We start from the raw sequence: 14,565 nt of genomic DNA, 5'->3' as shown, positions 1-14,565 counted from the left end.
GTGCGGCGCGGCCTCTCCGCAACACGCAAGGCCCGAGGTCGCCAGCGAGTCCGCGCCGCACTGGGGTGCGGCGCTCCCAGCCGCTGCCGGGGCCATAAACCCAGAAAGAGAAGTTCTCTCACAAAGACACAAAGATCACAAAGATTTTCAGAGCGATCTGTCGGCCGCGGAGGTCACCTGGGCGGCGCTCGGCGCAACGCCATCAATGATCTGTCTTTCTTCGTGTCTTTGTGTCTTTGTGAGAGCAATTCCCGGATTTGGGATGAACACCGCGCCCGCGAGGCCAGCAGGGCGTTACGCTGCGGTCACACCGCCGCGAGGGTCCGGGACGCGACCAACCAAGCCCCGCGAGGCCCTGCCCGATCGAGGTCGGGGGTGCAGCGGGACCCGTGGGTCATTTGGCTGTTGCTCCCTTGTCCGGTCCTCAGACTCGCGCCATGCTCTGACCAGATCTGACCAGCACGAGGTTGCATCATGCAGACAGTCAATATTCTCGAGGCGAAGACCCATCTCTCCCGCCTGGTGGAGTGCCTGTTCACCGCTGCGACTGCTCAGCCATGACCCGCTCGTGGTCCGGTATGGCGACGCGGTGACGGCCGTCTGAGCGAGGCCCCAGGCCGTCCGTCCCGAGTGGACGATCTGGCCGCGGGCATACCATGAAAATCCGGAGACAGACTCCAGATTTTCATGGTCCAGACCCTGCCCCCCTGGTCCGCCAATCCCCGCCGCGAGGAATCGAAGATGGCGGAACCGCCTGCGGCGTTCCGCCCTACCGCCGCGCCTCCAGCGCCTCCCACCGGACATAGGCCGCGGCCAGTTCGGTCTCGATCGCGATGAGCCGCTCCCGCACCGCGGCCAGGGCGGTGCCGTCGCCCTGGTAGATGGCCGGGTCGGCGAGGCGGGCACTCAGGGCCGCCTGCTCCGTCTCCAGCGACTCGATCCGGGCGGGCAGTTCAGTCAGTTCCTTGTTCTCCTTGAAGCTCAGCTTGACCACCGCGCGCTTGGGCTCGGCCGCGGCCGGTCCGGGGGCGGGCGCCAGGGTCTTGGGTGCCGCCGCGGGCACCTGGGCGCGCTGGCGCAGCCAGTCCTCGTAGCCGCCGACATAGTCCTGGACCACACCGTTGCCCTCGAACACCAGTGAACTGGTGACGACGTTGTCCAGCAGGGCGCGGTCGTGGCTGACCAGGAGCACGGTCCCGGCGAACGAGACCAGCAGGTCTTCGAGCAGTTCCAGGGTCTCGGTGTCCAGGTCGTTGGTCGGCTCGTCGAGCACCAGCAGGTTGGCCGGGCGGGTGAAGAGCTTGGCGAGCAGGAGCCGGTTGCGCTCACCCCCGGAGAGGGCCTTGACGGGCTGGCGGGCGCGCTCGGGGCTGAACAGGAAGTCGCGCAGATAGGACAGGACGTGACGGCTCTGGCCGTCCACCATCACCTGGTCGCTGCCGCCGGCGACGTTGTCCTGGACGCTGCGCTCCGGGTCGAGTTGGGCGCGCATCTGGTCGAAATAGGCAACCTGGAGATTGGTGCCGCGGCGGATGGTCCCGGACTGGGGTTCCAGGTCCCCGAGCAGGAGCCGCAGCAGGGTGCTCTTGCCGACCCCGTTGGGTCCGATGATGCCGACCTTGTCCCCGCGCAGGATCAGGGTGCTGAGATCGCGGATCACGGGCGCACCGCCCCAGCCATAGGTGACGCCGTCGGCCTCGGCCACCAGCTTGCCGGAGCGCTCCGCCTCGCTCAGGCGCAGGCGTGCGGTGCCCTGTTGCTCGCGCCGCTCCATGCGCTCGCTACGCATCGCCTCCAGGGCGCGCACCCGGCCCTCGTTGCGGGTGCGCCGCGCCTTGACGCCCTGCCTGATCCAGACCTCCTCGTCCGCCAGCCGGCGGTCGAAGAGGGCATTGGCCTGGGACTCCGCGTGACGCCGCTCCTCCTTGCGGCGCAGATAGTTGGCATAGTCGCCCGGCCAGTCGGTGAGACGCCCGCGGTCCAGTTCCAGGATGCGGGTGGCGACGCGTTGCAGGAAGCGCCGGTCGTGGGTGACGAAGAGGAGCCCGCCCTGAAAGTCCTTGAGAAAGCCCTCCAGCCAATCAATGGAGTCGATGTCCAGGTGGTTGGTCGGCTCATCGAGCAGCAGCAGGTCCGGCCCCCGCACCAGCGCCTGGGCCAGCAGCACCCGCCGCTTGAGTCCGCCCGAGAGGGCATTGAAGGGGGTCTCGGCGTCCAGCCCCAGGCGGGAGATAACACGCTCGGTGCGCTGCTCGATCTCCCAGCCGCCGCGGTCGTCCAACTGCTGCTGGATGTGCGCCAACTGCGCCAGTTCGTCGGCCGTCGTCGTCGCCGTCATGTGGTGCGAGAGGTGGAAGTAGTCCCGTACCAGGGTCCCCAGGTCCCCCAGCCCCTCGGCCACCACGTCGAAGACACTGGCGTCGCCGTGCAGCGGGACCTCCTGGGCCAGACGCGCCACGGTCATGCCCTGGCCGAAACGCACTTCACCCCCGTCCGGGTGGACCTCCCCGGTGATGATCTTGAGCAGGGTGGACTTGCCGGTCCCGTTGCGCCCGATCAAACAGACCCGCTCGCCGCGATCGATGGCGCAGGAGATGTCCTCCAGCAGGGGCGGCAGGCCGTAGGAGAGGGCAACGGATTCAAGGCTCAGGATGGTCATGGGGGTTCCGGCGAGAAGGACGGGGCGGCGCCCGACGCGGGGCCCGCAATCGGGCAGGTTATCGAGCAGGCGGGAAAATGCAAGGTGTTGGGTTAGAATCCCCCGGGGGCACAACCCCGGCAAGGCGGAGTAAACCATAATGACCCAACCCACCTATCAGGTCGCGCCCGGCAACTGGGACCAGGGCGGTGCCGCCTTCGTCGATCGCGGGGTCAACTTCTGCGTCTTCAGCCGCTATGCGCAGCAGGCGGAGATCCTGCTGTTCGACCGCGAAGAGGCGCCCGCGCCCTTCCAGATCATCCGCCTCGACCCGCGGGTCAACCGCACCTTTTTTTTCTGGCACTGCCTGGTCTTGGACCTGCCGAGCGGCACCTGGTACAACTGGCGGGTCGACGGCCGCTGCGATACCCGCGAGAGCGGCGCCCGGATCGACGGGGACAAGGCCCTGCTGGACCCCTGGGCGACGACCGTGAGCGACCGCCTCTGGGACCGGGCGCGCGCCGCCCGGCCCGGGGACAATGCGGCGACCGCCATGCGCGCCCAGGTGCTGCGCGACGATTACGACTGGGAGGGCGACCAACCCCTCCACGTCCCGCTCAGCGAGTCGGTGATCTACGAGATGCATCTGGGCGATTTCACCCGCCACCCCTCCGCCGGCACCGCCCACCCCGGCACCTTCCGGGCGCTGATCGAGAAGATCCCCTATCTGAGCGACCTGGGCATCACCCATGTGGAACTCCTGCCGATCATGGCCTTCGACCGCCAGGACGTCCCGCCCGCGACCGCCGCCCTGGGGCACCAGAACTACTGGGGCTACAGCACCCACAGCTTTTTCGCCCCCCACCCCCATTTCGCCGCTGACGCGACGCGGGCGCGCGACGAGTTCCGCGATATGGTCAAGGCGCTGCACCGCGCCGGGATCGGGGTGATCCTGGACGTCGTCTTCAACCACACCGCGGAGGGCGGCGGGACTGGTCCGACCATCAGCTTCAAGGGCTTGGGAAACGAGGTCTTCTATCACCTGGATTTCACCGACCGCCGCCTCTACCGCGACTACACCGGCTGCGGCAACACGGTGAACTGCAACCACCCGATCGTCACCCGCTTCCTGGTGGATGCGCTGCTGTACTGGGTGCAGCGGATGCATGTGGACGGCTTCCGCTTCGACCTGGCCAGCGCCCTGGCCCGCGGGGAGGACGGCAACCCCCTTTATCATGCCCCGTTCTTGTGGGCCACCGAGTTGTCTCCGTTGTTGAACCGCTCCCACATCATCGCCGAGGCCTGGGACGCCGGCGGGCTCTATCAGGTGGGCGACTTCCCGGGCTTCCGCTGGGCCGAGTGGAACGGGCGCTACCGCGACCTGATGCGCGCCTTCGTGTGCGGTGACCCGGGTCTGATCCCCGAGGTCGCCACCCGCATCGCCGGCTCCAGCGACCTCTACCAGGCGCGCGGGCGGCGGCCGGCCAACTCGGTGAACTTCATCACCTGTCACGACGGCTTCTGCCTGTGGGACCTGGTGAGCTACGAGACCAAGCGCAACCTGGCCAACGGCGAGGGCAACCGCGACGGCGGCGACCAGAATATCAATTGGAACTGCGGGGTCGAGGGGCCGACCGACGACCCCGCCATCCTGGCCCTGCGCCGCCGTCAGGCGCGCAACTTCATCGGCATCCTGATGCTGAGCCAGGGGGTACCCATGCTGCTGTCCGGGGATGAGATCCTGCGCAGCAAGGACGGCAACAACAATACCTACTGCCAGGACAATGAACTCTCCTGGTTCGACTGGAGCCAGGTGGAGGCGCAGCGGCCCATGCTCACCTATGTGCGCGGTCTGATCGCCCTGCGCCGCCGCCATCCGAGCCTGACCCGCGACCGCTTCCTCACCGGGGCGCCGGAGCCCGGGCAGGACCTGCCGGATATCGCCTGGCACGGGCTGAAGCTCGACAAACCACGCTGGTCGGTCCCCGACAACCGCGCCCTCGCCTTCACCCTGGCCGGGGTCAGCGCCGCGGAACCGCCGCTGCACGTCATGTTCAATATGTGGGAGGATGCACTCGAGTTCGCGGTACCGCCCCTGCCCGGCCGGCGCTGGACCCTGGCCGTGGACACCATGGCGGAGCCGGGCGTCTTCCCGCCGGACACCCCGGCCCCGGTGACGGCCGGGCAGATCCGCGTCGGCGCCCACGCCTTGGTGGTGCTGGAGGCCCACCCGGTCTGAGGGCCCCGCACGCCGCGCCGCCTGCGATCCTAAAATCCATAGATGAAAACAGATTTTCCGCGAATTGTCATGCGCTTATCGCTACTGTCACAATCACCCACCAGGGGAGCCCCCAGCCAAGCGTCAGCCAATGAATAATCTGTGTTCATCTGTGTTCATCTGTGGATGACGTCTTTCTAGGTCCATCCGAATCAATCAGTCCGCCAATAGCGCGAAGCAGAGGGTCTCACCATGCAACTCGGAATGATCGGCCTCGGCCGGATGGGCGCCAACATGGTCCTGCGCCTGCTGCGCGCCGGGCACCAGTGTGTCGTCTATGACCGGGATGCCGCGGCGGTGGCCGCGCTGGTCGAGGCGGGCGCGGTCGGTGCCGCGGACCCGGCCGACCTCTGCGCCCGGCTGACCCCGCCGCGCAACGCCTGGATCATGGTCCCGGCGGCGGTGGTCGAGCGGGTTATCGACGATCTGCTGCCCCATCTGGGCGCCGGGGACAGCATCATCGACGGGGGCAATTCAAACTACCGTGACGACCTTGCCCACGCCGCGCGCCTCGCGCCGCTGGGCATTCATTTCATCGACTGCGGGACCAGCGGCGGCGTCTGGGGCCTGGAGCGGGGCTATTGCCTGATGATCGGCGGCGAGGCGCAGGCCGTCGAACGCCTCGACCCGATCCTCAAATCGCTGGCCCCCGGCGTCGGCGACATCGAGCGCACCGCCGGGCGGACCGACCCACCCAGCCGTGCGGAACAGGGCTACCTGCACTGCGGGCCGAGCGGCGCCGGACACTTCGTCAAGATGGTCCACAACGGGATCGAATACGCCCTGATGGGCGCCTATGCGGAGGGCTTCAACCTGCTGAAGCACGCCGGCGCCGGGCGCGCGGACCGGCCGGCGGACGCGGAGACGGCGCCGCTGCGCAACCCCGAACACTACCAGTACCAATTCGACCTGGCCGCGGTGGCCGAGGTCTGGCGGCGCGGCAGCGTGGTCGCCTCCTGGCTCTTGGACCTGACCGCCACCGCCCTCCAGAGCGACCCGGGACTTGAACAATTTGGTGGACGGGTGTCAGACTCCGGCGAGGGCCGCTGGACCAGCCTGGCGGCGATCGAGACCGGGACCCCGGCGCCACTCTTGACGGCGGCACTCTTTGAGCGCTTCAGTTCCCGCGGCGAGGCGGATTTTGCGAACCAAATCCTCTCGGCCATGCGTTACCAGTTCGGCGGCCACCACGAGCGGCCTTGAGCCCAGACAGGAGTTGATCCGCACATGAACATCAGGCATCGCATCATGCCGTTTACCCGCGGCGCGGCCCTCGCACTCACACTGGCGGGGGCGTCCACCGGCGCCTTCGCGCAAACGACGACGCCGGGCGATCTGGCGCGTCTCATGACGCCGGATTGGTGTGAGGCCGCAGTCAGCGGCCGCCTGCGCGCCGATCAAGACAAGGACCAGGCGATCCGCGCCAAGCTGTATGGCCTGGAGAAATCCGGCTGCCAGGGGTATCAGCGTTACTGCAGCGCATTGATCACGAGCGGCCGCGCGCTCCTGCTCGAGGGGGAGACGCCGGAGACCCAGCGCACCCAGCTCATGGCGGCTGCGAGCGACTATAGCTATGTTCTGACCAAATCCAGGAATGAGTGCTCCCTGGTCCCGGACATCTACACGCGATTAGGCGAGATCCAGACTCGCCTGGGTCAATTCAAAGAGGGCGAGGAGAGCTTCGCGAAGGCCATCAAGATCAAGGGTGGGCACGCCCCGGCCTTCGTTGGGTTGAGCGATCTATACGAAAACCAGGGGAACATCGACAAGGCCATCGCCGTCCTGCAAGCGGGTCTGAAGACCAATCCCACATCGACCATGCTGAAGAAGAAGCTGCAACGGGTACAGGCGCGCAAGCCCGGACCGGCAGCCGCACCTTGAGCGCATTGCGTCGGCGATGCGATCGGTCAGACCAGGGCCGGGGAATGGGTCCCGCGACGCGGCCGCCGATCCGGACCAACGGCGGCGGTTGGGGTGAAGATCACACACCGCGGCCCGCCTCATACATTCACACGGGCCGCGCCTGGGAGCGCACTCTGGATCGCCGCGAAGGACTCCACCGGTATCTACCCAGGACCCTGCTCGCGGTGACCTTGGCGGCGAGCGGCGGCTGCGGGGAACAGCGCGCCGAATCCGCGTTGCGGCCTGAGGGTACGCTGTTCGGGCCAACACCCGGCGCCGACATCCCCGCAGAGGCACCGGGGAGCCAACCGCGGCGGCAAGCAACGCGCGGCGATCCAGCCGCGCTGTGGAGCGAGTCTGAACTGCGGGAAGCCGACGCCGGCCAATACCTCACGCAGACCGCTCGGGACGTCGTACTCCATTTGAACCTTGCCCGCCTCAATCCCCCGGGTTACGCCCGGACCTTCCTGGCGCCCCGCCGCGGCCTGTTCCGTGATCGTCTCTTTGTGGACCCACTCGATCCGAACCAGACCACCCTGCAAACCCGGGAAGGGCCGTCCGCGGTCGACGAGGCGGCCAGGGAGATGGAAGCGATTTCGCCCATGCCGACGCTGTCGGTTTCCACGGCGCTGTCCCGGGCGGCGCGCGACCACACCTTGGACCAATCCGGCAGTGGCGCCCTCGGCCACGAGGGTAAAGAGGGCAGTTCGCCGACCGAACGGGTGCAGCGCTACGGCCGGTGGGAGCGGGTGGTCGGCGAGGTCATCGCCTACGGCCCCGTAAGCGGCCGGGAGGTCGTGAGCCGGCTGCTGATCGACGACGGGGTGCCTGACCGGGGACACCGGCACAACATCCTGGCCCCGGCGTTTCGCTACGTCGGGGTCGCGATCGAAACCCATCCGCTGTACCGCCATCTGGTCGTCATCGACCTGGCCGCGGATATCGTGGACGAGGATAACCGGTAGCCCGATCCTTGCCCAACCCTAACGCCGGCACGGGCGGCGCCGCGCTTCGGGATCGAACGCGGCGAGGTGCTCGCCCTTTGGTGACGGCATGAAACGGAAAGGTGATGAAAACAACAGCGGCCCTGTTGGTGCTTATGGCAATCATCGCCGTGCTCGTCGCGACGGTGCGCACGCCGCGGCTGAGTCACCGAAGACAGTTCTTCGGGTTTGCTTTGGTCGCCTTCGTCATCGCTCAGATAGCGCTCGCCGTTCTGGCGAACCACGTCGGCCTGCGGGGCCCAAGCAGCCTTGCCGGGGTCTTCGCGGGCGCGCTGGCGCCCAAAGACGCGCGCCCGGTATTGGTGATCCTGGGTTCGAGTTATTCCTCCAGAGGGCTGGACGGGGATCTGCTTGAGCGGCTACTCGCGCAGCGGGGCCTCGCTGTCCGGGTGGCCCAGTTGACCTATCCCGGGGCCTACGCCTACGAGCAGGATTATCTGTTTGAACGCTATTTGCGCAGTGGCGCAACAGTCCCCGCCGCCGTGCTGGTGGAACTCGGGTCGGAAGGGGGCGTGACCGAAAGGCCCGAGAACCGCTTCAAGCCTGCGGCCCTCTCCTACCGCGACGCGGAGCGCACCGCGGCGATGCTTCGTCAGATTTGGCGCAGCACCGCAAGCAGCGGTTCCGACCCGCGCATCACGGCCAGCGTGGACGTCATCCTGCACTGTCTCGGCCATTACAGTCACCTCGGCTTCCTTCACTCTGCCGTGTTGGGCCAGCCCCGGTCGCTCACCGGCTTTCTGCCCGAACAGTCGGATAATCATGCACCGACGCTGGAGACGATCGTCCAGCAACTGGAGCAGCCGGCCGAGCCTGGCTCCGACCCCGCGGTGAGCACTTTCAGGGCCGCACAGGCAAGCGCTTGGCGGCGACAAGGAATACGTGACATCATCTTCTTTCAACCCCCGATGGCGAGTGTCGAGCGGCGCGCCGGGGTGGGCAGCAGCTGCCGCGCCTTGGCGCCCGACTGTATTGCGATCGACGCCGCGCTGACGTCGGCACTGGCGGGTGGCTATTGGACCGACCTCGGGCATCTCAACAGCGCCGGTGCGCAGCGCTGGACCTACTGGCTGGCCGAGACACTTGCCGCAAACGCCAGGATTCGCGATGCTCTTCACTAGCCTTCCGTTCCTGATCTTTTTCGTTGTCTGTTACCTCATCTATTGGCGCATCGGCACGCGGGTGGCACGGCAGTGGTTCCTGGTCGCCGCCAGTCTCTTTTTCTACGGGTGGTGGGATTTCCGCTTCGTGGCACTCATGCTGTTCGTGGCAGTGGTCGCCTATCTTGGGGCACTCGGTATCAGCCGATGCCGGAACCAGGAGCGGCGGCGTCTGATCCTGATCACCTCGCTGATCGCACATCTCGGGGTCCTGTTCTTTTTCAAGTATTTCAATTTTTTTATGGATTCCTTGCAGGGCGTGGCAGCGCTCCTGGGGAGCGCAGCGCAGCTCCCGGCCTGGCATGTGATCCTGCCGGTAGGCATCAGTTTCTACACCTTCCATGCCATCAGTTATACCGTCGACGTGTACCGGGCGGTCGTGCGCCCGGATTATTCTTTCCGCGAGGTCCTTCTCTATATCGCGTTTTTCCCCCAATTGGTGGCCGGGCCGATCATCCGATCGAGCTTTTTTATGCCCCAACTGCGGAGCGATCGGCAACGTTGCGACGAACGGCTGGCGGCTGGACTAAGGCTTTTTCTGATCGGTTTTTTTTATAAGGCGGTGATCGCCGATACCCTCGCCGTGATTGCCGACCAGGTCTTTGCCGACCCGCAACGCTGGAGCACGCTGGGCCTGTGGGGAGGGGCACTGGCCTACTACGGGCAGATCTATTTCGATTTCAACGGCTATACGACCATGGCGATCGGCATTGCCTGGTTCTTCGGCTATCGCCTGCCGGACAATTTCAATTTTCCTTACAGCGCCAGAAATATTGCGGACTTCTGGCACCGGTGGCATATGTCGCTGTCGACGTGGTTACGCGATTACCTGTATGTGCCGCTGGGCGGCAATCGCTACGGGATCCGCTTACAATACCGTAACCTCATGCTCACCATGCTGCTCGGCGGGCTTTGGCATGGCGCGTCATGGAATTTTGTAATCTGGGGCGGACTGCATGGACTCGCACTCATTGTCCACAAACAATGGATAATGTGGACCGGCGAGCGAAAAGGGACCGCGTGGGGACTGGTTCCCAGCCTGTTGCTCACCCAACTTTGGGTCCTGGTGGCCTGGGTGTTCTTCCGCTCCCAATCCTTGGACGACAGCCTGACGATGCTGCGCGGCATGGCGGGTATCGGCGTCGGCAGCGGGCAAGAGACGATGCCGCCGTGGGTGTTGCCCGCGATTGTGCTGCCGGTGATTGCGGATGCCGTCCTTGGCCGCCTGCAGGCGGCGGCGCCCGGGAGCTGGGAACTGCGCCTTGGCTGGCCTGCCTATGCGGGATTTACAGGGATTGCTGCGGCGCTGTTCTTGTGGCTCGTGCCGCTCACCAGTGCGCCATTCATCTACTTTCAGTTCTGATCCTATCCCGCGATGTGCTGTCGGTCTCTTGCCTACGGTCATCGGTTGGCGCGCGGCTGCGGGGCGGTGGCGCAGTCCGCGTCCCAAGCCGGCATTTCGACCGTCGCAGTCCACCCCGGAACTCAAGGTCTGCGCCACTGCTGCACGCTGGATATTCAGAGGCTTCAGGATCACCCGATGCATAATCTCATTGTCTGCGACCTCGACGGCACCCTGCTCACCCCCGAGCATCGGCTGGGCGACTACACGCGCTCGGTGCTGGCGCGAATGCGCACGCAGGGCATTGATGCAATGCTCGCCTCCGGGCGGCACTTCCAGGACATCCGCACCTTCGCGGACCAACTCGGCGGTCACGGCTGCCTGATCTCGTCGAATGGTGCCGCGGTACATGATTGCCGATCCCGGCTGATCGATTGCACCCCGCTCGACCCCGAGTGTGTCCGCGCCCTGATCAACGAGCCGGCGTTCGCCGATGTCCACACCAATGTCTATCGTACGCAAGACTGGCTGGTGGCCCGTCCCGAGCCCTATCTGCTGAGCTTCCACCAGGGCTCAGGATTCCGCTACCGGGTGGTCGATCTGCGGACCATCGACGGCAGCGACGTACTGAAGGTGTTCTTCTACGGCGCACCGGCGCGCCTGCACGCCATCGCGCAACAGGTCCGCGAGCGTTTCGGCGACCTTATAGCCACCACCTTCTCACTCCCCGTGACCCTTGAGATCATGGCGCACGGCGTGTCCAAGGGGGCGGCACTGGCACGGGTGGCGCAGCGGCGCGGGATCGCACTCGGCGAGGTACTCGCCTTTGGTGACGGCATGAACGACCTGGAGATGCTCGCGCTGGCCGGCACCGGAATCGTCATGGCGAACGCGGACCCGCGCCTGCCGGCAGCCCTGCCCGCACTGCGGGTGATCGGCAGCAATGCCGACGAGGCGGTGGCCCGCTACCTGGAGCGGTTGTTCTTTCCCGATTAGCCCACGTATACTATCCGCGACATTACCAACCGCTGGTCGGGTACGCTTGCATCGTATGTGCAATCCGCAACACCCCAGAACCGCCCGTCGCCGAGACAGGTCATGTATTTCATTAACTGGTTTAGAGGTTAGGGTGTGGATGTCAAAGAAGAAGCAATTCTCGGCGCCGATGTCGGCAACCACTGGTACTACGCCTCCAAAGGACGCGCAATGGCCCGGTTCTTGGGCGACTATCGCACCCCGAGTGTCCTTGACGTCGGCGCGGGGTCCGGCTTCTTTTCCAAATATTTGATTGCGTCAGAACGTTGCGCAAGTGCGGTATGCGTGGATCCCGCGTACAGCCAAGAGCGGGATGAGATCTTTGCCGGCCACCCGGTGCGCTTTGTGCGTAGCGTTACTGACATCGATCATCGGCTGATCTTGATGATGGATGTGCTCGAACATGTCGCGGACGACCTGGGACTATTACGGGCCTACTCCGACCCGATGCCATCCGGCGGACGTATCCTGATTACGGTGCCGGCCTTCCAATCCCTCTGGTCCGGGCATGACACCTTTCTTGAACACTACCGCCGCTACCGCATCGGCATGGTGGACGACCTCGTGCGACGCGCTGAACTGCGGGTGATAAAGTCCCGCTATTTCTTTGGGCTACTATTCCCCATCGCCGCGGCTATGCGATTGCGGGAACGCGGGCGCCTGCGCCGCGGCGAAATTCAACCCACGAGTTCGCTGGCCTTGTATCCACCGGTTGTCAACCGTGCACTGACCCTGGTCCACGATCTGGAACGCGCACTCGTGATGCCGTGGAACCGGATCGCCGGTCTCACCGTCTTTTGCTTGGCGGAAAAGCCTTGAGCCGCAACGCTACCTGAATGCCCAGCCCCGGTTTACGCCGAGCAATATTCCGGGCACCAGGGTTGCCATGAGTATCGCCGCGAACCCAGATGGAAGTTCGGCCAGACTTACAATCACCACCACCAGACTGTTGAGCATCAGCCCCAACAATGAGCCGGCCAGAAAGCGCGGCACGGTTTCGGTGGCCGGGCGCCGATGCTCAGCCGGAAATCGTTCCCAGCATTTCCTCAGCCTCCGTCCGGATCGATGCCTATCGCGAATCGACGCACCGGTAACCCTCCAGTCGCTGCCCATAAGGGCATGTGGGTCGCGTATCGACGCACCGATTACCCTCCAGCCGCTGACCATCAGGGCATCTGATCTGATTCTGGTCGGTGGGACCACTGCTCGCTCCGATGCTGCTCTTCGGCTGGCGATCGGAATAGTCTTGTTTATTCGCCTGCGCGAGCGGCGGCGCCACGACGGCCAGGGTGGCCGACAACAGCAGATACTTGATCGTGCGGGTCATAAGCAAGCTCCTGAATCAAAAATCGACAGGGGACTGACCAGTCGCGGACTGGAAGCACGCCGCGGGCCCGCGACGCCGCGGCCAGCCGCGGCCAAGGGAGTAGCGTCGCGGCCGGCGGCGCACCGGCTCAGACGGGGGGGCCGTCGCGCGATTGTGGTGCAAGCGCCGCCGTTTGGCAAAGCACTTCATCTGCGCCGGTCTTTCCAGGTGAACCGGGCTCTTGGGCCAGGACCCGCAGGCGACGACGGTCCAGCTTGCCGGACTTCAGGAGCGGCAACTCGGCCCGGGACCGAAAGACACGCGGGCGCTGCGGCCCCGCCAGATTGACCCGACACCAGGCCTCCAGGGCCGCGGGCGTCGCCTCTCCGGTGTAGAGCGCTACCAGCCGTTGGCCCCACACCGGGTCCGCGACCCCGACCACCGCCACCTCCCCGACCCCCGGTGCCCCGGCAAGGAGCGACTCCACCCACCCCGGGTTCACCTTGACCCCGCCGGTGACCAGCACTTCATCGGCGCGCCCCAGGATGCACAAAGCGCCGTCCTCCCCCCGGCGGGCGAGGTCCGAGGTCGTGAACCAACCCGCGGCGAGACCCAGACCGGGCCGGCGCTCCGGATTGGCATAGCCGGCCATGACCACCGGTCCCCGCACCCGCAGGGGAGCCGGTCCGTCGGGGCCCCCGGGGCAGTCGACCTCCAACCCGGCCAGGGGCCGACCCACCAGGCCCGCGGCGGGCGGCACGCGCAGGCGCCCGGAGGTGGCGACCTGGGACGCGGTCTCGGTCATCCCGTAGGTCAGGTGCAGCGGCCAGCCGGCCGCAATGGCTTGCCCCGCGAGTTGGGTGCTGAGCGACTGGCCGCCGACCAGCAGCACTCGCAGGGAGGGCGGCGGCGGCCGTTCCAGGGCGAGCAGACGCGCCAGCATGGGCGGGACCAGGGAGAGGTGGGTGACGGCCCGGCGCTCCAGGTCCGCGGCCACCAGTGCCGGATCAAAGCCCTCGTGGAGCAGTTGCGTGGCCCCGGCCAGGGCGCAGCGGTAGGTGATGGACAGCCCGCCGATGTAGCGCAGCGCCAGGCAGCAGAGCCAGCAATCGCCGACCCGCAGGGCCAGGTGCCGATTGCTCAGGGCGGCGGCGGCCAGCAGATTGTGCTGGGTCAACATGGCCGCCCGCGGGACCCCGGTGCTGCCGCTGGTCTCCACCACCAGGGCTAGGGGGGAGGGCCAGACCGGCGCCGGGCCTGATGCAGGCGGCAGCGCGCCTCCCTGCCCACGGACCCGGTCCAGAGGGGTGAGACGGCCGTCGGCCTGCCCGTCCCAATGCCAACCCCACTCGGCACCGGTCAGCGCCAACAGCGGTCCTAAGCCGGGGTCGTCCGCCGCGGCGCGCACCGGCAACAGGGCCGCGCCGACCCGGGCCAGGGCGTGCTGCATCAGGACCAGTCCCGCCGCCGGCCGCTCCGGCACCGCGACCAGTTCGCCGGGCGCCAACCCCTGAGAACGCAGTTCACCCGCCAGCGCGACGACGCGCGCGGCGAGGCGATCGTAGGTCCAGCATGGGTCCGCCAGCCCGTCGTCAAACCCCGCCGCCTGGATCAGGGCGAGACCGGGGCCGGCCGTCCACGGGGCCTGCGCAAAGCCGGGCGCACCCGCGGTTGGGACCGGGCTGTCTCCTTGCCCCGCCCCGGTGGGGGGCGACCGGCCGGCAAGCGAATCCTGGTTCTTCATCATCGAACTTATCATCGACCTCGTCATCCTCGTCAGCGACTCGATCAAGGCGGGGTACGCGATGCGTACCCTACAGCTACTGGACGTTCTCACGGACCGGGCGTCGTTGTCGTTGTCGTTGTCGTTGTCGTCATCGTGGTCGGATTATTCGATTAC

At 66.4% G+C, this 14,565-nt stretch carries 12 protein-coding genes; 8 read left to right on the top strand and 4 right to left on the bottom strand.

The window, feature by feature from the left end; genetic code table 11:
• Nucleotides 1-769 precede the first annotated feature (769 nt).
• Complete coding sequence (locus tag QZY48_RS27655) at nucleotides 770-2,659, bottom strand: ATP-binding cassette domain-containing protein (protein ID WP_295436834.1); 1,890 nt, start codon at nucleotides 2,657-2,659, stop codon at nucleotides 770-772.
• 139 nt (nucleotides 2,660-2,798) lie between these two features.
• Here QZY48_RS27655 and glgX point away from each other — a divergent pair, with 139 nt between their 5' ends.
• From glgX to QZY48_RS27615, 8 genes are all read left to right on the top strand, one after another.
• Nucleotides 2,799-4,877, top strand: a complete 2,079-nt coding sequence (gene glgX, locus QZY48_RS27650) for a glycogen debranching protein GlgX (RefSeq protein ID WP_295436833.1) — start codon at nucleotides 2,799-2,801, stop codon at nucleotides 4,875-4,877.
• Between the two features lie 231 nt (nucleotides 4,878-5,108).
• Complete coding sequence (gene gnd, locus QZY48_RS27645; protein ID WP_295436831.1) at nucleotides 5,109-6,119, top strand: phosphogluconate dehydrogenase (NAD(+)-dependent, decarboxylating); 1,011 nt, start codon at nucleotides 5,109-5,111, stop codon at nucleotides 6,117-6,119.
• Nucleotides 6,120-6,143: 24 nt separating this feature from the next.
• A complete protein-coding gene (locus tag QZY48_RS27640) occupies nucleotides 6,144-6,797 on the top strand; it encodes a tetratricopeptide repeat protein (protein WP_295436830.1) in 654 nt (217 codons plus the stop codon).
• A 206-nt stretch (nucleotides 6,798-7,003) separates the two neighbouring features.
• Nucleotides 7,004-7,783, top strand: coding sequence for a CAP domain-containing protein (locus QZY48_RS27635; RefSeq protein WP_295436829.1), 780 nt, complete (start codon nucleotides 7,004-7,006; stop codon nucleotides 7,781-7,783).
• Nucleotides 7,784-7,887: 104 nt separating this feature from the next.
• Nucleotides 7,888-8,943: a hypothetical protein gene (locus QZY48_RS27630; RefSeq protein ID WP_295436828.1), complete on the top strand. Its 1,056-nt coding sequence runs from the start codon at nucleotides 7,888-7,890 to the stop codon at nucleotides 8,941-8,943.
• Nucleotides 8,930-10,345 (top strand): MBOAT family O-acyltransferase, encoded by a 1,416-nt coding sequence (locus QZY48_RS27625; protein WP_295436827.1) that lies wholly within the window; start codon nucleotides 8,930-8,932, stop codon nucleotides 10,343-10,345. The genes QZY48_RS27630 and QZY48_RS27625 overlap by 14 nt, the downstream gene beginning before the upstream one ends.
• Before the next feature lie 177 nt (nucleotides 10,346-10,522).
• Nucleotides 10,523-11,320, top strand: coding sequence for a Cof-type HAD-IIB family hydrolase (locus tag QZY48_RS27620; RefSeq protein WP_295436825.1), 798 nt, complete (start codon nucleotides 10,523-10,525; stop codon nucleotides 11,318-11,320).
• Between the two features lie 135 nt (nucleotides 11,321-11,455).
• Entirely contained in the window at nucleotides 11,456-12,178 is a 723-nt protein-coding gene (locus tag QZY48_RS27615; RefSeq protein WP_295436823.1) for a methyltransferase domain-containing protein, read from the top strand.
• A gap of 9 nt (nucleotides 12,179-12,187) precedes the next feature.
• Here the strand turns inward: QZY48_RS27615 and QZY48_RS27610 are convergent, their stop codons facing one another.
• The 3 genes from QZY48_RS27610 to QZY48_RS27600 form a co-directional block, all read right to left on the bottom strand.
• A complete protein-coding gene (locus QZY48_RS27610; RefSeq protein WP_295436821.1) occupies nucleotides 12,188-12,352 on the bottom strand; it encodes a hypothetical protein in 165 nt (54 codons plus the stop codon).
• A 76-nt stretch (nucleotides 12,353-12,428) separates the two neighbouring features.
• Nucleotides 12,429-12,686, bottom strand: a complete 258-nt coding sequence (locus tag QZY48_RS27605) for a hypothetical protein (RefSeq protein WP_295436820.1) — start codon at nucleotides 12,684-12,686, stop codon at nucleotides 12,429-12,431.
• Between the two features lie 127 nt (nucleotides 12,687-12,813).
• A complete protein-coding gene (locus QZY48_RS27600) occupies nucleotides 12,814-14,424 on the bottom strand; it encodes an AMP-binding protein (RefSeq protein ID WP_295436818.1) in 1,611 nt (536 codons plus the stop codon).
• Between the last annotated feature and the right edge of the window lie 141 nt (nucleotides 14,425-14,565).

Origin of the sequence: uncultured Thiodictyon sp. (assembly GCF_903828115.1) — a bacterium.
Lineage (GTDB): Bacteria > Pseudomonadota > Gammaproteobacteria > Chromatiales > Chromatiaceae > Thiodictyon.
This window is presented reverse-complemented; position numbering and strand designations above follow the sequence as displayed.

What these genes read in the sequence shown, in the direction of transcription:
- QZY48_RS27655 (WP_295436834.1), bottom strand. Translation starts at nt 2,659, where the DNA reads ATGACCATCCTGAGCCTTGAATCCGTTGCCCTCTCCTACGGCCTGCCG.
- glgX (WP_295436833.1), top strand. Translation starts at nt 2,799, where the DNA reads ATGACCCAACCCACCTATCAGGTCGCGCCCGGCAACTGGGACCAGGGC.
- gnd (WP_295436831.1), top strand. Translation starts at nt 5,109, where the DNA reads ATGCAACTCGGAATGATCGGCCTCGGCCGGATGGGCGCCAACATGGTC.
- QZY48_RS27640 (WP_295436830.1), top strand. Translation starts at nt 6,144, where the DNA reads ATGAACATCAGGCATCGCATCATGCCGTTTACCCGCGGCGCGGCCCTC.
- QZY48_RS27630 (WP_295436828.1), top strand. Translation starts at nt 7,888, where the DNA reads ATGAAAACAACAGCGGCCCTGTTGGTGCTTATGGCAATCATCGCCGTG.
- QZY48_RS27625 (WP_295436827.1), top strand. Translation starts at nt 8,930, where the DNA reads ATGCTCTTCACTAGCCTTCCGTTCCTGATCTTTTTCGTTGTCTGTTAC.
- QZY48_RS27620 (WP_295436825.1), top strand. Translation starts at nt 10,523, where the DNA reads ATGCATAATCTCATTGTCTGCGACCTCGACGGCACCCTGCTCACCCCC.
- QZY48_RS27605 (WP_295436820.1), bottom strand. Translation starts at nt 12,686, where the DNA reads ATGACCCGCACGATCAAGTATCTGCTGTTGTCGGCCACCCTGGCCGTC.
- QZY48_RS27600 (WP_295436818.1), bottom strand. Translation starts at nt 14,424, where the DNA reads ATGATAAGTTCGATGATGAAGAACCAGGATTCGCTTGCCGGCCGGTCG.